This window comes from Caballeronia sp. dw_19, from assembly GCF_018449515.1.
Lineage (GTDB): Bacteria > Pseudomonadota > Gammaproteobacteria > Burkholderiales > Burkholderiaceae > Caballeronia.
Genome location: NZ_JAAVUQ010000073.1, coordinates 1 through 18,439 on the forward strand (window position 1 = coordinate 1; position 18,439 = coordinate 18,439).

Sequence of the window (18,439 nt, forward strand, 5' to 3'; positions counted from 1 at the left end):
TTGATTTTCCATTAGTACACGCGCGCATGAAACGATCGTGCGCGCGTTTTTTTTGAGGCTGTAAACGTCGTGTCCCTGCGCGGCGAACGTCCCTCCGGATAGAACGGCTCGCGTTCCATCCATTCCCAAGCAGCCTTGGGGTCGCTGCAATCGGCAACAATCAGTGAATCTGCAAAGCTACCGTCTTCATGAACTCCCGAAAGAAGGACTAGGCAAGTTTTGGCGACACTCGTGGCGATCGATCACCGAAAAATAAAGCACGGATTTTCTATGAAAAGATCATAGATAATATCTTAAAGAGCGCCGAGCATCGAATGAAATTAGATTCAATGCTGATAACACCCAATTATCAGCATTGAAACGGGTCGCAAAAGGGCCAAAAAGAAGGCATGTCGGTTGTACGGTCTACGGTGGGAGTAAACGCAGGTTTGATATTAACGGTTATCACACCTGGAGCCAGCCGGGACCAGGTTTAAAACGGTGGCAAGGGGGACGAAAAAGGGTTCTGTCGCAATAAGGATAGTGGGGCGAGAAAAAGCGATATGATATGTAGTGCTTATTTGGCTAACGAGTAAAACTGCTCGGCAGCAGTTTGGCCAGTGCCTGTTATCTGGCCTTTCTTTATCATATGCATGAGCTCGATGCCGCCCAGCAGAATGCGCGCACACCGAAATGTCTTGAAGCCAAGCATGGGGCGAGTGCGTCGTTTGATTGCCCGGTGATCCTGTTCGACGATGTTATTCAAATACTTGTTCTGGCGGATCTTGATCGGCGTGTCGCGCTGGGCGTTCAGTGCTTCAAGCGCGGCCAGGTTTGAGCCACTTTTATCGATCGTTATCGTCTCGGGCTCGCCGTTCTGATCAATCGATTTCTCAAAGTAACGCTGTGCTGCAGCCTTGTCGCGATGGGCTCGTAGCAGGAAATCAACCGTGTGACCGGCCTTGTCTACTGCTCGATACAGATACTTCCACGCTCCCTTGACCTTGATGTACGTCTCTTCAACGCGCCAGCTTTTGCCCACCGGGCGCTTGCGGCGACCGAACGCTTTTCCAAGAACTGGCAGCAATTTGATTGCCCAACGATGCACCGTCGAATGGTCGACCTCAATGCCTCGCTCAGCCATCATCTCTTCCAGGTTTCGTACACTCAGTCCGTGCGCAACATACCAGCGCACACACATCAGCATGACATCAAACGGATAATGAAGGCGTTTAAACACGCGCGCTAAGGCTGGCGTCAGGCTCTGTTTCATCGGGTAAAGACTTCGTTTTGGCGCCGAACATAATACCGCACGGCCTTATTGCGACAGAACCGATTGACTTGGCGATCGAGACGTGCTATCAAACGATAGAAAGGGGAATTTTATGACGACGATTTCTAACCGCAAGCGTCACGCATTGGCGTCGGGCGAAAGCCGCGAGGTGCTCGAGACGCGCCTGACGTCGTATGCCGCGCGCACGCGTGCCCGGGCGACTCGCTCGGTGAGCGTATCCGTGCCGCAAAACGTCACCGTGCTGGCGGGTCCGCGCCGCAAGGTCTCGGCCACAGCGCCCGTGCCGCGACGCAAGCTCGCTGCGGGCTGACCAGGATCGTAAAACTCCAGAAAACGCACGGAAGTGCGTTTTTTTGCCCTTCTCCAGGTCTGATTAGCGTTTTCGGGTAAGCCGTAAATTCCTTACGTACTTTGTCGCCCCTTTCGTCAAACGACCCCTTGCCGAGCGCCTGCAGACGTTCGATGAGGTGACGCGCTCTTACAGCTATTCGTTCGTGTCCGCACCGTTTCCGGTAACAGGCTACGTGGCGACTATCAGCGTGCAGGACATAGCTGACAAGGCTGCATCGCTCGTGACGTGGTCCGGCAGTTTTTCGCCGGTGAATGTCACTGATGAAGAGGCCGTGCAACTCTTTCGTGGCATCTACGAGGACGGGCTGACCGCGTTGAAGGAATCGATCCTGTCGGGCGGCAAATAGGCCGATGCCGGTGTGACGCGCTCAAAGGCAACTCCGGGGTAAGTTCCGGCGTTGGTTTTACATCAAAGCGGCCAGTAGCGGACGGTCGCAAACAGAACAGCGCCACGATTGCCTCGCCGTGAGCGCCGCTCGGTAGTCGCCGCTTCAGCCCATGAGCACGGCGTGATCGCACTGCGACCTTGTCCCGCGCCTGTCACTGTCCAAAGCATGATCCGACTTGCTGGAGGGCGCTATGCGCGTTGCCCATGGCGATCCGCGAGGTCCGCTTTGCCTTCGAACTGACACTAGCCGCGCTAGATAGCAGCGCGCTGGTCAAGGCCGTGTTCAACCGCGAGATCCCGCTATTCCGGAGGGCGATGGTCGCCATCGCCCTCGACCGGTTCCATGACCAGCAGGCGTTCGGTTGAAGCCGCTTTCATTTGCAACTGTTTGTGGTCTTTTTCAGCGCTGGAATTTGACCACCGCCGCAGTAGAAAAGGGGCTTTCGCAGATACGGGCGAACCGCAAGAATTCCGTTACTTTGGTACTCGAGGGGACGAGAAGCGGTTTTATCGCGTTAAGGCTGGAGGGCAAAATTCGCGACCCACAAATATCCTTCGCATATGTTCAAGGCATCCAGCGTGCGTTGCAGCGTTTCACGATCGGTCGCTGTGACTGGATACACTTGCAGATATTATCCTCGGACAGTCAGGCGGGTCGGTCCCCGCCTGCCATCGCTGTACTGGATAACCAACGATCCGGCTGCGCGGTTAAACGCCAGGTCAGAAAGCTTGGTAAGCCAGAAATTTAATTTCGCAACAACATTCAGCCAGCGTTTAATCAATCCTGAACCTTGCGTCGATATGGAAAAGCAACTGCAGGGAGCAAACAAGCGGCCAGAGCAGCAAGCGGTCGGCTCACCGCGGGCGAACGTGCATCCGGACTACACTACCGCGGCGGAGGCCATGAGCATTCTCAAGGTCCGCCCTCAAACGTTGTATGCATACGTAAGCCGGGGACTGTTGCACAGCATCGCGCAGACAGGGCGCAAAGGCCGTCTTTACCTCCGCGACGACCTGCGCCGGCTGGAGGCGCGCTCCCTTGCGCGCAACGGTCATGGACCAGTGGCTGCATCGGCGATGAATTTTGGCGAGCCGATCATCTCGACGTCTGTCACGGAAATTACCGCGGAGGGTCCACGATACCGCGGCCGGATGGCGGTTGATCTCGCGCGCGCGCAGGCCCCGTTCGAAGCGGTGGCGCAATTGCTGTGGACGGGTGTCTGGAACGACAACGCCGGACTTTGGCCCCGCGTCGAGCCGTGGCCCGAATTGAACCAACTGATAGGGGCGGCCAGGACCGGCTCGGGCAACTCATGTCTGCTCGACCTGTTCGCAATGGTCACGCTACATCTCGGATGCCGCAGGCAAGTTGGACAGGACGATGGCGACCCCATGCAAATGATCGACGCAGCGAGACAGATCATTCAGACGCTCGCGGGCTGCTATGGTCTGCTCGCTCCAGACGGTAGCTATATGCCAGTCGCTGGCAACCGGTCGATTGCTCAGGGAATACTTGACGCGCTGTCCATCGACTCCACTGGCGAAAATTGGGAAGGAATCAATTCGCTGCTGGTACTGCTTGCAGATCACGAATTATCACCAGCCACCTTCGCTGCGCGGGTAGCGGCCTCTACCGGCTGCACACTGCATAGCAGCGTGGCCTCGGCCTTCTCCGCAAGCAGTGGAGCGCTCATCGCCGGGATGTACGATGGCATCGACCAATTTCTTGACAGTGCGAGCACGGCGTCGGCAATGCTGCGCCGGGCTGCGGCTCTGCACCGGCAGGGGATGGCCGTTCCCGGTTTCGATCATCCGCTCTATCCGCATGGCGATCCTCGGGCGAAGTACCTTCTGGAACTGGCAAGGCGGCGTACGCGGCAAACCCGGCAGATGGCTGAAATTTATCGATATGTCGAGGAGATGGCAGCACGCCATGGCCTGTTGCCACGACATGAATTAGGTGTGGTGACAATGACCCGTGCGATCGGGATGCCCAGGCAAACGGCAGCGGCGCTATCCGCGTTCGCCCGCGTGGCTGGATGGGTTGCGCACATAGAGGAGCAGCGAATGTTCGGCACTGTGCTGCGCCCGCGCGCCCGCTTTGCCGGCGGGGCACCCTGACACACGCCGCAGATTTGCCCCAAAAGCTCGCGCTCATGCCAGGAAGCCGCGGCCAGCTGACAGCGCGGCAGAAGTCCGGAAGGCCGAGAGCATGCTGAAGTGCTGTGCGATATTTTGGCCGGCAATATCCATTGCGGTGCCATGAGGCACAGTAAGGCGCACATAGGGGACACCTAAATAGATCGTGCAGGCACCCTCGAACGCGGCGGACTTGAGTGCAATCTGCCCCTGGTCGTGGTACATGCTGACTATCGCGTCGTAGCGGCCATTGAGGCCGTGGCGGAAGATTGAATCCGGCGAAACCGGCCCATCTACATCAATCCCCTCAGCTCTCGTAGCTTGGACCGCCGGCGCAATTTCGTGCAGGTCTTCCTCGAACATGGCGTGCGGATTCAGCCCCGCAACGCCGATACGAGGTACGGTAACGCCCCAGCGGCGCAGCGTTCGGTCGAGTAGGCGAATCAAGTCCGACACCGACTTCTGCGTGACTGTCGACGTTACGTCACGCAAGCGGATGTGTTCAGTCAGTGGTACGACGCGTAACTGCCCGCTCATGCGGAACATGAACGTTCCGGGCGGCTGGAGCCCGTCAATGCTGTTATCCACGCCGGCGAGTTTTAGCGAGGTCGAATCGATTGGACCCATGATCCAGCCGTCCAGCCGACCTTCTCCTGCCAAGCGGTCGGCGAGGCCTATCCAGTTCATGACAGCCTCGCCCGCGCGTGCGGACGGCACGCCTGTCCGGTAAGACGCTGCGTCGAGATCTCCAGGATCCAGCACGAAGGTTGTACCGGGGACAAGAGAGATGTCGTCGACAGTGTCGACCACCGCGAACTTGAGATCGAGTGACGCGCGCTTCGCCGCTGCTCTGATTGAAGCTATGTTGCCGATTAACAGAGGCTGACAAAGACCGTCCAGTTCGCCGCTGCCTATTGTTTTGACTGTCACTTCCGGTCCAATGCCGGCCGGATCCCCTATCATCGCGGCGATGACGGGCGCCGCCCGTTTGTCCTCGTTTCTGGTCATTACCGTCTCAACCCCAATGATTTAACTCGATGCGTCTCGCCCACGGAATACACGTACGCACGTACTTTCATATCAGGAACGTCACGTTGTTCATCGTGATGTTGTTGTTCAGCAGGAAGACTTTCTTTTCCCGAATGCGCACCGTGCCGGCCTCATAAGCAAGTGAATGACGGCTCCGTCCGAATAACGTTTCCTGCCGGCCATTGCGTACTTCGCCCAGCACGAAAGTCGAGCGCACCACGACGTGCTCTGTCGACTCACTCTCGATCACAATATTCGACACCACCCGCATCAGGCGGGAGCGCGGGCTCTGTGCGTGGGCATGGCGGCCCTTCAGGCGGAACAGGCGGTCCTCCAGCTGGTCGCGAGTTTCGTAGATCAGCGAAACGGATTTCGTTGGGTCAAGTTTCTCCGTATTACACGGCACCCAATAGCGGCTTTCTTCGCACCACAAGGCGAGCCATTCATCGAACTGGTGGGTGTCCATCAGTTCTGCTTCGTGAAATATAAACTGTGTTACTTCGGCAAGCGGGATCATAGGTGACTGAACGATGCCTGGTGTCGATGGAGAGAGGGTAGGGTTCGATGTCGGATGGGGGCTTTTCAATTTTCGCTCCCGGCCGTGATAAGCTGAAGCCAGCGCTTCATCTGTCCGCGCTGAGGCACTTCATCGGAGATGTGTCCGACGATGGTGCCATCCGCCTCGACTTTCTCGCGATGAGCGCCGCGCGAGATGTCGACCCATGGATCAAGTTCCGCGATGAGGCCGCGCTGCACACGCTCGAATATTTCGGCGTCATCCGGCGAACCGGCTCCCGCGGGTCCATAGAACGATTCGTGCTGACGCAGACGCATCGCGTTGATTTCGGGGCTGACTCCCTTGAATAGTGCAGGGAACATCAGGACTTCAGTGCGCCCGGCGGATAGCGGGACCATGATGCGGACGTGGTTGTTGATGATTTGCATGTTTGGAAAGATGCCGACGTGCGGATCTCCTGCAACCGCCAGGAGAAGCTTTGCGCGTGCCTCTCCGTCGCGGGAATACAGGGCGTCGATGTACCCGGGGCCGCCTGGTAAGCCGCGCAGGAATTTTTCATATTCCGCATAGTGCTGGAGACGATGTTCCCGCATATCCAACATGGCGTGACCGTTGCCGAGGTCGCGCGTGAAGGTCTGCGATTTGCCGTCGAACGGATCAGCGCGGTGGGTCGCGCCGACCCCGCTGTCGGATTTGCGTTGCCAGGCGGCGACAACCGAAGCGTGAACGTAGTGCGGGTGATATCCGTCCATGCCGACGAATTTCCAGTTGCCGTTGTAGACCGTCTTGTGAACACCGGCTCCGAGTTCGATTTGCCGTAGCGGCGACGCTTCGACGAGCAGATCGATCATCGGCGCCGCCGCGCCGAGATGTTCCTCGAGCGGCGAGACGTTGGGCGATAGCGAGGCGAACACGAAATCACGGTATGTCTCCACCCTGGGCGCGGGTGTCAATGAATAGTCCTCCGTAGGAAACGTTTCTCCATAGCCGGCAGGGTCGGTTACGCTGACGAGCTTACCGGTGTTGTCGTAGGTCCAGCCGTGGTACCAGCAGCGGAAAAACTTTTCGCGGCCGGCCTCGACTTCGCACACTGCCGCGCCCCGGTGACGGCAGCGATTCATCAATACCCGCACCACACCGTCGTTGCCGCGGACCATGATCACCGGCTGCCTGCCAAGCTGACGAAGCCGATAGTCGCCTGCTACCGGGACTTCACTTGCATGTCCCACATAGACCCAGGAGCCATGGAAGATCCGCTGAATTTCCAGTTCAAAAATTTCGGATGACGTGTAGACCGCGGAATGCACGCGGCCCGTCTGGACGAGATCCTGCAGGGCTTCCTTGCTGACCGGTTGCGTATGGCGCAAGAAGTTGACCGGACTTTCCGCGCTGCTGTTCTTCAGATCCGAATGCGCACATCCGTGTTGCATGGAGCCTCCTGTTTGCTCGATATGATTTGACGCGACTCGATGGCCGCCTGTGCCACGAAATATAAGTCTGGGGTATCGATCGAGCAATCTTGATTATCCGATCAATGTCAAATCTCGCGACGTTGGCGTATCAGCGAAATCCCTTATTCAGAGCTTCACCGAAAAAGGCAATACTCGCTACAACAAACAAACATACACGTTGGTTTGTTTGTTGATGAGTACCGGAACCCAAACAGGTGGACGGCCCGGAGAAGCAACCATTGACACTAATTTCGTTGCTGTGCAGCCTTCCGCATGGACGGCGCGGATCGCTTACAAAACACGCATTCCTTTCATAACAAACAAATCACGGAGACTTGGAAATGAGGCGACTATATGCCTTGGCGTTGACGGCGGTCCTGGCTTGCTCGCAGCCCGCGCTCGCACAAAGCAGCGTCACCCTCTACGGGGTGATCGACACAGGCGTAGAGGTCTTTACGCATGCCTCGCCCGCGGGTGGTGTCATCGCACGCGTGCCGACAATCAGCGGGGGAGAACTGCCTTCCCGTTGGGGCTTGCGCGGCGTGGAGGATCTCGGCGGCGACCTGAAAGCGGTGTTTCAACTGGAAAACGGATTTACGCCATCGTCCGGCACCTCGCTGCTGGGTGGGCGTGAATTCGGTCGACAGGCATTTGTCGGGTTGAGCAACCGGTGGGGTCAGCTGACCATCGGTCGTCAAAACAACATGACGCTGTGGGGGATGGCGAACGCCGACGTGATCGGGCCGGCCGCATTCAGTATTGGGGATTTCGATGGCTATCTTGCCAACGCCCGCGCTGACAATATGATCGAATATCGCGGCACGTTCTCGAACCTGACTCTGGGCTTAAGTTATTCGTTCGGTCGTGACACGACCACGGTGGGCAATTGCGGAGGCCAGTTGCCGGGAGATCAGATGTCGTGCCGGGCCATCACGGCGATGGTCAAATACGATACGGCGAGGTGGGGGACGGCGGCGATCTACGATGAACAACGAGGCGGAGCGGGCGCAACGGCCATGGCGGTGGTGCCGGGCTTGCCCGGCGTGGCGTTTACGCGCTCGAGCGACACGGATCGCCGTTACCAGTTGAATGGCTACTTCATGATCGACAGCGTCAAGATCGGCGGGGGATGGCTGCATCGTAGGCTTGAAGGCGACACGCGCGCCGTGACCACGGACATGGAGTATCTCGGGGTATCCGTGCCAGTGGTCGCGTGGGTTTTCGATGCGCAGATCTCGCATCTTCAGGACAACATGCTCAGCGCGAACGGAACGTTGGTGGCCGCGCGGGCAGCCTACAACCTGTCGAAGGCGACTGCGGTATATACAGAACTCGGCTACATGTTTAACGGCGCCAAGGCAGTCTACTCGGTATCGGGAACCAGCCTGGTTCCATCGATTCCGGCTCAGGGTATCGATCAGGCCGGCATCATGGTCGGCATTCGTCACCTGTTTTGAATCCGCGTATCAAGTCTTTGAGAGGGTCAAGTGATGCATAGGGAACAAAGGATCGGGTGGTGGTCGACTGCGGGCGGCATGCTTGGCACGGCGACGAGCGCTGGCGTTATTGCTATCTTCGTCTTTGGTGTTTTCGCCAAGGCAATTGGCGTGGAATATGGGTGGCCGCGTGCGGCGATCTCCTTGGGTCTGACGGTGTTTGCGATCACCAATGGACTGGGTGCCGTGTTTCTTGGTTGGGCGCTTGACCGATGGGGCATCAAGCGGGTCACCATCAGCATGATCCTCGTGTTCGGCGCGGCGCTGTCAAGCGTCGCATTCCTGCCCGCGCATCTGTGGCTGTATCTGTGCGTGTTCGGGCTGGCTGGTTTTGCCGCCGCCGCAGCGACTCCGATTCCGTACTCGCTGGCTGTGTCGGCCTGGTTCAATCGCCGGCGTGGTTTGGCGCTCGGCATCGTCAATGCGGGCAATGGCGTCGGCGGCACGCTGATGCCGTTTTATGCCAGTTATCTGTTATCCCACTATGGATGGCGCGGAGGATATCTGGGTGTGGCCGCGGTGATCACCGTCGTGCCATTGTTCGCGCTGACCGTCCTGGTCAGATTGCCAAAGTCCTTCGAAGAAAACCGCCGGCGTGAGCGCTTCGAGGCGAGCACCAATGGTGCGAGCCTCACGCAGATCATGGGTAGCAGCCGGCATTTCTGGCTGCTCGCCGCGGCAATTTTCTGCATCTCGGTCGCGACAATGGGCACGCTGTCGCAACTGATCCCCATCGTGACGGATCGTGGCGTCTCGCTGGTCCTCGCCGCAAGCGTCATGTCCGTCGCGAGTATCAGCGGGATGTGTTCACGGCTGGTTATCGGCTTGTTCCTCGACCGGTTCTTTGCGCCGTATGTGACAGCCATCGTATTCGCGCTCGTTGCGCTGGGCATCGGGCTGGTGTCGGCGAGCCATTCACCGTATGTGCTGATGTGTGGCGCGGCCTTACTAGGTCTGGGGTTAGGCGCGGAAGGGGATGTGCTCACGTATCTGACGAGCCGGTACTTCTCGATCTATTCGTTCGGCAAGGTGACGGGCTCGGTCTGGCTCGCGTTTGCCTGGGGCGGCGCGGCAGGAATCTATCTGCTCAACCTCTCGTTCGCCAGAACCGGCTCATACGAACTCGCGGCATACGGCTTTATCGCTGTCGTGCTGGTGGGCATGCTCGCCGTGCTGGCGCTAGGTCGCTATGTATTTCCACCACGCCTCGGAGCAGTAATGGATGAAGGCGAGACGATGCCGGTTTCACAAAGCGTGCAGCAGGCCCGGTAGCAGATCCAGTCGCAGCTAGTCGATCGCCGGTAAGCGGATGGTTCGCGCACCGGCCTCACGGCGGACAAGTGAAAGCGACTCACTGTTCGCCGATCAGTTGACACGGCCGAGGATCTCACCTTAGACTTAAACAAACAATCTTGCCTGTTTGTTTAATGCTTGTTTAGTCTGAAACTGGCACTTCTGAAAACTGGGCGGGCAACGGTCATCGGGCCAGTCCGCCTTCAAAGGAATAATCAATGGCGCTGTTTCGTTATCTAAAGCCCGGGTATGTAGCGCTGAATGTTACAGACCCGGAGCGCTCAATCCGTTTCTACCGCGATCTTGTCGGACTGCAACTCGAATCCTGCGAGAATGCAGACATCGCCTTCCTCCGCTGTAGCGATGACCACCACAACCTCGTCCTGTACCGCAGCACGGAGCCGGGCGTGCGCCGTATGGCGTTCCAGCTTGAATCGGATAACGATTTGCAACGGGCGCGCGAGCATGTGGCCTCGCAGGGGTGGCCTTTACAAACGTTGAGCGACTCAGAGTGCGCGCATTTGCGGCAAGGCGATACGTTTCGCTTTCGCATTCCAGGCTTCGATCTGCAATTCGAGTTCTACGCCCGCATTGCCAGGGCGACGTCGCTCTTCCAGCCGACTGTGGCGAAGATAGTTCGTCTCGGCCACGTGGTGGTTGGCGCGAGGAATGCCGACGATGTCAGGGCGTTGCTCGTCGAAAAGCTGAATTTCCGCGTCTCCGACAAGTTCGGCGATCAGGTGATGTTTCTGCGCTGCTTCCCGAATGTGTTTCACCATTCCTTCGGCATCGCCAAAAGCGAGGATGTCGACCGTTTGCATCATCTGAATTTCATGGTGACCGACGTCGACGATATCGGCCGAGCGATGAACCGAATGCGGGAGCATGGCGTGCAGATTGTCTATGGGCCAGGGCGCCACGATATTTCGGACTCGATTTTCATCTATTTCCTCGACCCCGACGGAATGACGGCCGAATACAGCTTCGGCATGGAGGAGTTCCGGGAATTGACGGCGAGAGATCCGCGCGAACTGCCGATGCTGCCAGAAATTCTCGACTGCTGGGGCGGCAAACCGGCTCCCGATTTCGGCAAGCGCGGGCTGGTCGATCAGTCGGCATAAAAGGAGAAGGGCGCATGTCCAAGCTGGCCGAATGCGATGATGGGCGCACAGCGCTGTTATCCATCACGCTGAAAGAGCATTGTCGATGCAAGCCTGCATACGGGCATGCAGGGCCGCTCGCGTATCGCTGCAAGGTGGGTTGCGACCGGGCCGAGGCGTCATGCGAGTCGACGCCGGCCGCTCTTTCCCTTGTGCTAATCTACGAGACCTCAAACTTCCGGAAATCCGTTTCTCATGGCAGATTCACGCGCCGTCGCACCGGTTCGGGCCAACAGAGTCCGGCGCACCCAGGCAGAGCGAACAGAAGAAACGCGCGGCAAGATCCTCGACGCAGCGGTCCAGGTGTTGTCGAGGAAAGGGTACGCAGGCTTTCGGACACAGGACGTTGCCGAGTTGGCGGAGGTATCGCGCGGCGCCTTGACTCACCATTTCGCGTCCAAGGAAGAGCTGCTGGTCGAAACACTTCAGCATGCTTTCGAGGGGATCGCGCAACGCGGCGCAGCGCGGGCGCACCCGCACGCTTCGATCGATGCGACGATCGCGGCGCTCATCAGGGACAGCCAGGATTTCTTTTTCAGCGATCTGTTTCTGATGGGGCTGGAGTTCAGCGCATTGAGCCGGCGCGATCCGGACAATGCCATCCCGGTCCCCGCCATCTCGCGCGTCAGCCGGCTGCCAGTCGAAGCCGCGTGGGTCGAGGCGTTGATCGCGTCAGGCGTGCCGGCATCTATGGCCGAAGACCTGCTATGGCTGACCAACAGCATCGTTCGTGGGCTCGCCGTGCGTCGGCTCTGGCAGGACGACCGCAGCCGCTTCAATCGAACCCTGCGCGTATGGCGCTCGATGGTGAAGGTGTATGTCGCCGAGTCGCTGGCGGGCCATCCAGCCAAGGCGTAACCTTTCTCCGCAAGCCGTCCTCACGTAGTCGCGCTAAATGGATGTGGCGAGCGGCATCGGTGGCGCTCGCCCGTGCTGCCGGTCGGCCACGATTCGCACTCCTGATTTACTCTGCAATTTATTCTCCGCTTTATTCCCCGCTTTGTTCTCCATTTCGCATTCATGAAGCGCGGTGGTCCCTCGGGATACGCTGCGCGTTATTTCGTCCTTTCGTCAGGCAACACTATTCAAGGAAGCCAAAATGAGCCTCTGGCTGGATTTTTTGGGCACTGAAGTCCGTTATATCGATACCCCTTCGTTTGGCCGTGTTCGCATTGCCCAGGCAGGCAACGACAATGCCGACGCGATTATTTTTCAGCATGGATTGAACGGACACCTGGAGGCGTATGCAAAAAATTTTTCCGCGCTTTCACGTAACTTCAATGTGATCGCATTTGATTACGCAGGTCATGGCCTGTCGGATAAGAACGCGCCGGACTATAACCCTGCCGTGTTCGCGGAGCAGCTCGGCGAAGTGATGGACGCGCTTGGCATCGAGCAGGCCCACCTGTCCGGCGAATCGCTAGGCGGCTGGGTCTCGGGGTTGTTCGCCGGCAGGTATCCGGAGCGCGTGAAGCGCTTGATGCTCAATACTGCGGGGGGGATCCCGGTCATCTCAGAGAAAGGCAAGCAGGATATGGCCAATTTCATAGCGCTTAACAAGGCAAACGTCGACACCACGCCGACACACGAGACGGTGGCCAACCGGATGCGCTGGCTGATGCATCCGTCGAATCATCATCTGCTGAACGAGGAGCTGATCGCACTGAGGCTTGCGATCTATCTTCGGCCCGATACGCTCGCGGTCGCACCTCGTGTCAACGCTGTGATTCAACGTCACGACGACTTCCTGATCCCGCTCGAATCCATCAAGGCGGAAACGCTCTTCCTCTGGTCGGTCGATAACCCTATCCACGATCTGCAGGCAGCGACGAATGCGATGAAACATGTCCCTCAAAGCCAGCTCTATGTGATGAACGCGGATTGTGCCCATTGGCCTCAATACGAGGCACCGGACGAATTCAACAAGGTCGCGCTCAATTTTTTCGGCGAGGGCAAAGTCAGCGGCTCGCGCTTGGGTTGAATGAGTTTCCCCTGTTTATCGGTAGTCAGGCGAGAGAGGTTCCACGCGATGATGATGTCATGCGGTTGCGGTTCAATCGACGCGCATACGCACTTTGTTCCGGAGCATTTTCCCGGGTACCGGGGAAAGCGCGCGGATGCGCCCTGGCCGTCGACCATTCCCGCGCAAGCATGTCACCGTCACGTGATGGTTTCGGGAAGCATCTATCGAACCATTTCGGATCACTGCTGGAGTCCGACGCGGCGGATGGCGGATATGGACAACCAGGGAACAGCGCGGCAGGTGCTTTCACCGATGCCCGAGCTGCTGGCCTACTGGCTCGACGCCGACGATGGGGCCGCGCTCTCGCGCTTTCTTAACGAGACGGTCGCCGGCCTCGTTGCACAAGCGCCGCAGCGATTCTCGGGCCTTGGTTCGGTGCCGTTACAGGACGTCGATCGTGCGATTTTTGAGCTCGATTACATGCGTAACGAGTTGGGGCTCAGCGGTGTGGAATTGGGCAGTAATGTCGACGGCAAACCGCTTGGTCATCCCGACTTCGTGCCCTTTTTTCAGGCTGCGGCGCATTGGGGCGCGGCCGTATTTGTTCATCCACTGCGCCCCGCGGGGCTTGAACGAGTGGTCGGTCCCGCATTGCTTGAGCAGGTCGTAGCGTTTCCGGGCGAGTTGGGGCTGTGTGCAGCGTCGTTGATTACAGGCGATGTACTCGAAAAGGCCCCGGGAGTGCGCATCGCGTTCAGCCATGGAGGCGGAACGCTCGCCTCCATTCTGCCGCGCCTTCAACACGGCTGGCGCACATTCCATGCACTTCGAAACAGTTGCGTCGAGCCAGCCATCGCGGCCCGAAAGATGTTCTACGACATGCTGGTCTATGACGACGCGACCATCACCCGGCTACTCGATATGTTTGGCGACACTCAGCTGATGATCGGTTCCGACTATCCGTTTTCGATCATGGATTTCGACGCGGGTGCACGGCCGTCAAGGTTACGGGTGACCGAGGCGGTAAGGCGTCAGCTGGTGGAAGGCAATGCGCGGCGATGGCTTGGCGAAGCTGCACAACACGGGTTAGAGGCGGGGGCGTTGAATGAATCATGAGAATTTTTCTGTGAAGATCGCCGACTCGGCGGTTGAGTTCCGCTGTTGCGATGGCGACAGCGTGCTTCAAGCCGGGTTGCGGGCAGGCGTTGGTCTACCCTACGAATGCAACGCGGGCGGTTGCGGTTCGTGCAAGTTCGAACTGCTCGAAGGCGAGGTGGCGGACACCTGGCCCGACGCCCCCGGCATTCGCGAAAAGGAGCGTGCGCGGGGGAAACGTCTTGCATGTCAGTCCGTTCCCGTTTCTGACTGTATCGTCAGAATGAGGCCGGGCGACGAATTCAAGCCTAAGGTTCTTCCTGCGCGGTTTGCAGTGCGCTTTCTCGGCGTTGAGCCGGTTACCCGCGATATCGCCCGGTTCCGGTTTTCCGACTCAGGCCGCGCGCTATTCTTGCCCGGTCAATATGCGCTTCTCCGGCTTCCTGGAACGGGTACGGCACGGGCCTACTCGATGTCGAATCTCGCCAATGATGCGGGGGAATGGGAATTCATGATAAGACGCACGGGCGGTGTGGCGACGACCAAACTGTTCGATGTCCTGAAGGTTGGTGACGAAGTTCATCTCGATGGTCCATACGGTCTTGCCTATCTGCGCGAGAACGAGCATCGCGATCTGGTTTGCATTGCAGGAGGCTCCGGGTTGGCTCCGATCGTGTCCATTATTCGTGGCGCGCTGGCGAGCAAGGCATGCGACGAACGGGCTATCCAATTGTTCTATGGCGGTCGAGGCCCCGCGGACATGCCGTCTTTCGCGGACTGGCTCCCGGCGGAGGAGGGCAGGGTCCGTGTTCATCGTGCGATATCGGATCCGGTGCTGGTAGAGGCCGGCTGGACAGGCGAGGTGTGCTTCGTTCACGAATTACTACCCGCCAAGCTCGAGCGGCCGTTGCACGAATATGCGTTCTATCTGGCTGGCCCACCCCCCATGATCGAAAAGGTCGTGCGACTGCTTGTCGCCGAACATCGTGTGCCTCAATCCCTGATTCACTATGACCGCTTCTTTTAGGCTTGGATAACGATGACCAGCAACTCATTGACAGATAGTGGAGCGCGGCCGCTGATCCGGTTGTGCGAGAGCACCGTCGTCGCGGACGGCGAAGCGCTTCGTGTCGACATCGACGGCATGGCTCCCGTAGCCGTGTACAACGTGGGCGGTGAATTCTTCGTCACTGACGATACCTGTTCGCACGGAAGCGCTTCGCTTTCCGACGGCTTTCTGGAAGGAACGGAGATCGAGTGTCCCTGGCACTCGGGGAGATTCTGCATTCGCACTGGCCACGCACTGGCCTTCCCCGCGGTGCAGTCCATTCGGGTCTATCCCGTCACCATCGAGGGCACCTGGGTCTTGATTCCGAAGCCGAATGAGTTGGCCTCGGGCCATGATTGCGCGGGCCACAATCACTCACCGGCAAGCGAGGTGACACGATGACCGCTCAATCTGCTCACCTCGATGCCGTTAGCGAGGCAGCCACGGCACTGTACGAAGCACGCCGCGAACGCAGGCAGATAGCGCGAATTTCGGAAACGTTCGGAATTCATATCGAAACCGAAGCCTACGAGGTCGCGAGCATGAATATTCAGCGCCGCATGCAGGAGGGCGCGAAGATCGTCGGCCGGAAGATCGGCCTTACCTCGAAGGCCGTCCAGAAACAACTGGGCGTGGACCAGCCGGATTACGGCATCCTGCTGGACACGATGGAGCTGCTCAGCGGCGCGACGATCGATATGGCATCGCTCGTCCAACCGAAGGCCGAAGCCGAGATAGCGCTCGTCGCAGATCGGGACATCGATCGGGAAGGGTTGTCATGGGGACAGTTCCTGACCTCGATCGCTTATGCACTGCCAGCAATTGAGATTGTCGACAGCGTCATCGAAAACTGGAGTATCACGCTCGCCGACACCATCGCCGATAACGCCTCGTGTGGTTCCTATGTGCTGGGGTTGGAACCACGCAAGATCACCGATGTATCGCTGATTCATAGCGGTATGGCTCTTCTCAGGAACGGCGCGGTAGCCGCCACTGGCAGCGGCGCGGCCTGTCTCGACAGTCCGTTGCTGTCGGCCTATTGGCTGGCCTGCAAGATGATCGCGGGCGGCAATCCCATACGCGCGGGCGAGGTGGTATTGACTGGCGCACTAGGCCCGATGATCCCGCTCGGCGGCGGCGACCGGATCGAAGTTGAGATCGGCGGTGTCGGCAGCGTCCGGTGTCAGGCGGATGGCGGACAGAATGGCTCTCACAAAAGGAACGCAAAATGAACGACAGGGTGAAGGTAGCCATCATTGGTTCAGGCAATATCGGCACTGACCTGATGATCAAGGTAATGCGCAACAGCCAGCATCTCAAGATGGGCGCGATGGTCGGCATCGACCCGGCTTCCGACGGTCTCGCACGAGCGCAAAGGTTTGGCGTCGCGACGACGGCGGGTGGTATCGACGGCCTCATCGGACTCGACGTGTTCGCCGATATCGATATCGCGTTCGATGCGACTTCGGCCGGCGCGCATCGTCGCCACAACGAGGTGCTGCAGGCTCACGGCGTCCAGGTCATCGACCTTACGCCCGCGGCAATCGGCCCCTATGTGATTCCGGCGATCAATCTCGAAGCGGAAAACGCGGCGAACATGAATATGGTGACTTGCGGCGGCCAGGCGACGATTCCGATCGTCGCTGCGGTATCGCGTGTGGCGAAGGTGCATTACGCGGAGATCGTCGCTTCGATCGCGAGCAAGTCCGCAGGACCGGGCACGCGCGCGAACATCGACGAGTTCACCGAGACCACCCGTGCGGCGATCGAACAGCTCGGCGGGGCGACGCGCGGCAAGGCGATCATCGTTCTCAATCCGGCGGAGCCGCCGCTTGTCATGCGCGACACGGTGTTCGTACTGTCGGATCTCACCGATCAGGAGAAAATCGAAAAGAGCATCGCCCGGATGGTGAATACTGTGCAATCCTACGTACCCGGTTACCGGCTGAAGCAACGTGTGCAGTTCGATGTGGTGTCCCGGGATAGTCCGCTTAATGTGCCCGGGCTCGGCCCGCTGTCAGGACTGAAGACCTCAGTGTTCCTCGAGGTTGAAGGCGCCGCGCATTATCTACCGTCTTATGCGGGAAATCTTGACATCATGACTTCGGCTGCGCTCGCATGCGGCGACATGATGGCGCGTCGGCGTATCGCCGCCGGCATTGCACGCGGCGGAATGGAGGCAATGTAATGAACCAGAAAATCTATGTGTCGGACGTCACGCTGCGCGACGGCAGCCATGCAATTCGCCATCAATACAGCATCGAAAACGTCAGGACGATTTCCGCGGCGCTGGACGCCGCTGGCGTGGACAGCATCGAGGTCGCGCACGGCGATGGCCTCGACGGATCAAGCTTCAACTATGGCTTTGGCGCGCACACCGACCTCGAATGGATCAGCGCCGTCGCTGAAACGGTCAGGCACGCGAAGGTGGCCACGCTGCTACTGCCGGGAATAGGCACCACTCACGATCTGCGCAATGCGTACGATGCCGGAGCAAGGGCGGTGCGCGTCGCCACGCATTGCACCGAGGCAGACGTCTCGCGCCAGCACCTCGAATATGCACGCAAGTTGGGGATGGATCCGGTTGGCTTTCTGATGATGAGCCATATGACCACGCCACAAAAACTGGCGGAGCAGGCAAAGCTGATGGAAAGCTATGGCGCGAGTTGCGTGTACGTCGTGGACTCAGGCGGCGCGCTCGGTATGAATGAGGTACGAGAGCGTTTTCGGGCCTTCAAGGACGTGCTCGATCCGAAGACGCAGACGGGCATTCATGCGCATCATAATCTGAGCCTTGGAGTGGCCAACTCGATCGTCGCGATCGAGGAAGGGTGCGATCGCGTCGATGCAAGCCTGGCGGGCATGGGCGCAGGGGCAGGAAATGCGCCGCTGGAGGTATTCATCGCGGCGGCGGAGCGGCTCGGCTGGAATCACAGCTGCGATCTGTATCGTCTGATGGATGCGGCCGACGATCTGGTACGTCCGCTGCAAGACCGGCCTGTTCGCGTCGACCGCGAAACGCTCGCGCTCGGTTATGCAGGCGTGTATTCGAGCTTTCTGCGCCATGCGGAAATCGCGGCGAGCAAATATGGCCTGAAGACGGTTGATATTCTCGTCGAACTGGGTCGCCGCAAGATGGTGGGCGGTCAGGAAGACATGATCGTCGACGTTGCGCTCGATCTTTCTCGGCGCGTGGGGTAACCCGCACCATGCGCGAGCGGAGGCAATGTTTGATC

19 protein-coding genes and 1 pseudogene are annotated in these 18,439 nt (G+C 58.8%); 16 read left to right on the forward strand and 4 right to left on the reverse strand.

Features of this window, described 5'->3' with window-relative positions; all coding sequences use genetic code 11:
- Nucleotides 1-556 precede the first annotated feature (556 nt).
- Nucleotides 557-1,252 (reverse strand): IS6 family transposase, encoded by a 696-nt coding sequence (locus HB376_RS39665; RefSeq protein ID WP_213769149.1) that lies wholly within the window; start codon nucleotides 1,250-1,252, stop codon nucleotides 557-559.
- Nucleotides 1,253-1,364: 112 nt separating this feature from the next.
- Here HB376_RS39665 and HB376_RS39670 point away from each other — a divergent pair, with 112 nt between their 5' ends.
- From HB376_RS39670 to HB376_RS39690, 5 genes and pseudogenes are all read left to right on the forward strand, one after another.
- Nucleotides 1,365-1,583: a hypothetical protein gene (locus HB376_RS39670; protein WP_213769150.1), complete on the forward strand. Its 219-nt coding sequence runs from the start codon at nucleotides 1,365-1,367 to the stop codon at nucleotides 1,581-1,583.
- Between the two features lie 130 nt (nucleotides 1,584-1,713).
- Nucleotides 1,714-1,971 (forward strand): annotated as a pseudogene (locus HB376_RS39675) (SRPBCC family protein); the annotation flags it as partial.
- A 245-nt stretch (nucleotides 1,972-2,216) separates the two neighbouring features.
- Nucleotides 2,217-2,378, forward strand: coding sequence for a hypothetical protein (locus tag HB376_RS39680; RefSeq protein WP_213769152.1), 162 nt, complete (start codon nucleotides 2,217-2,219; stop codon nucleotides 2,376-2,378).
- On the forward strand, nucleotides 2,375-2,761 hold the full coding sequence (locus HB376_RS39685) for a hypothetical protein (protein WP_213769153.1): 387 nt from the start codon (nucleotides 2,375-2,377) through the stop codon (nucleotides 2,759-2,761). Before HB376_RS39680 ends, HB376_RS39685 begins: the two co-directional genes overlap by 4 nt.
- A 52-nt stretch (nucleotides 2,762-2,813) precedes the next feature.
- Nucleotides 2,814-4,133 carry a citrate synthase gene (locus HB376_RS39690; protein ID WP_213769154.1) on the forward strand — a complete coding sequence of 440 codons (1,320 nt, stop codon included), beginning with the start codon at nucleotides 2,814-2,816 and terminating at the stop codon, nucleotides 4,131-4,133.
- A gap of 33 nt (nucleotides 4,134-4,166) precedes the next feature.
- Here HB376_RS39690 and HB376_RS39695 read toward each other — a convergent pair whose 3' ends face one another.
- From HB376_RS39695 to HB376_RS39705, 3 genes are all read right to left on the reverse strand, one after another.
- Entirely contained in the window at nucleotides 4,167-5,159 is a 993-nt protein-coding gene (locus HB376_RS39695; protein ID WP_213769155.1) for a 4-hydroxythreonine-4-phosphate dehydrogenase PdxA, read from the reverse strand.
- A gap of 67 nt (nucleotides 5,160-5,226) precedes the next feature.
- Nucleotides 5,227-5,697, reverse strand: a complete 471-nt coding sequence (locus HB376_RS39700) for an aromatic-ring-hydroxylating dioxygenase subunit beta (RefSeq protein WP_213769156.1) — start codon at nucleotides 5,695-5,697, stop codon at nucleotides 5,227-5,229.
- 65 nt (nucleotides 5,698-5,762) lie between these two features.
- Nucleotides 5,763-7,127, reverse strand: a complete 1,365-nt coding sequence (locus tag HB376_RS39705) for a Rieske 2Fe-2S domain-containing protein (protein WP_213769157.1) — start codon at nucleotides 7,125-7,127, stop codon at nucleotides 5,763-5,765.
- A gap of 362 nt (nucleotides 7,128-7,489) precedes the next feature.
- Here HB376_RS39705 and HB376_RS39710 point away from each other — a divergent pair, with 362 nt between their 5' ends.
- From HB376_RS39710 to dmpG, 11 genes are all read left to right on the forward strand, one after another.
- Nucleotides 7,490-8,605: a porin gene (locus HB376_RS39710; protein ID WP_213769158.1), complete on the forward strand. Its 1,116-nt coding sequence runs from the start codon at nucleotides 7,490-7,492 to the stop codon at nucleotides 8,603-8,605.
- A 33-nt stretch (nucleotides 8,606-8,638) separates the two neighbouring features.
- Nucleotides 8,639-9,916 carry an MFS transporter gene (locus HB376_RS39715; RefSeq protein ID WP_213769159.1) on the forward strand — a complete coding sequence of 426 codons (1,278 nt, stop codon included), beginning with the start codon at nucleotides 8,639-8,641 and terminating at the stop codon, nucleotides 9,914-9,916.
- A gap of 239 nt (nucleotides 9,917-10,155) precedes the next feature.
- Nucleotides 10,156-11,058 carry a VOC family protein gene (locus HB376_RS39720; protein WP_213769160.1) on the forward strand — a complete coding sequence of 301 codons (903 nt, stop codon included), beginning with the start codon at nucleotides 10,156-10,158 and terminating at the stop codon, nucleotides 11,056-11,058.
- Nucleotides 11,059-11,292: 234 nt separating this feature from the next.
- Nucleotides 11,293-11,955: a TetR/AcrR family transcriptional regulator gene (locus HB376_RS39725; protein WP_213769161.1), complete on the forward strand. Its 663-nt coding sequence runs from the start codon at nucleotides 11,293-11,295 to the stop codon at nucleotides 11,953-11,955.
- A gap of 241 nt (nucleotides 11,956-12,196) precedes the next feature.
- Complete coding sequence (locus tag HB376_RS39730; protein WP_213769162.1) at nucleotides 12,197-13,078, forward strand: alpha/beta hydrolase; 882 nt, start codon at nucleotides 12,197-12,199, stop codon at nucleotides 13,076-13,078.
- A 54-nt stretch (nucleotides 13,079-13,132) separates the two neighbouring features.
- Entirely contained in the window at nucleotides 13,133-14,176 is a 1,044-nt protein-coding gene (locus HB376_RS39735) for an amidohydrolase family protein (RefSeq protein ID WP_255631868.1), read from the forward strand.
- The gene (locus HB376_RS39740) at nucleotides 14,166-15,182 is read left to right on the forward strand and encodes a 2Fe-2S iron-sulfur cluster-binding protein (protein ID WP_213769164.1); all 1,017 of its coding nucleotides are present in this window, start codon (nucleotides 14,166-14,168) and stop codon (nucleotides 15,180-15,182) included. Before HB376_RS39735 ends, HB376_RS39740 begins: the two co-directional genes overlap by 11 nt.
- 12 nt (nucleotides 15,183-15,194) lie before the next feature.
- Complete coding sequence (locus tag HB376_RS39745; protein WP_213769165.1) at nucleotides 15,195-15,605, forward strand: non-heme iron oxygenase ferredoxin subunit; 411 nt, start codon at nucleotides 15,195-15,197, stop codon at nucleotides 15,603-15,605.
- Nucleotides 15,602-16,435 (forward strand): fumarylacetoacetate hydrolase family protein, encoded by an 834-nt coding sequence (locus tag HB376_RS39750; protein ID WP_213769166.1) that lies wholly within the window; start codon nucleotides 15,602-15,604, stop codon nucleotides 16,433-16,435. Before HB376_RS39745 ends, HB376_RS39750 begins: the two co-directional genes overlap by 4 nt.
- Entirely contained in the window at nucleotides 16,432-17,391 is a 960-nt protein-coding gene (locus HB376_RS39755; protein WP_213769167.1) for an acetaldehyde dehydrogenase (acetylating), read from the forward strand. The genes HB376_RS39750 and HB376_RS39755 overlap by 4 nt, the downstream gene beginning before the upstream one ends.
- Complete coding sequence (dmpG, locus tag HB376_RS39760; protein WP_213769168.1) at nucleotides 17,391-18,404, forward strand: 4-hydroxy-2-oxovalerate aldolase; 1,014 nt, start codon at nucleotides 17,391-17,393, stop codon at nucleotides 18,402-18,404. Before HB376_RS39755 ends, dmpG begins: the two co-directional genes overlap by 1 nt.
- Nucleotides 18,405-18,439 lie beyond the last annotated feature (35 nt).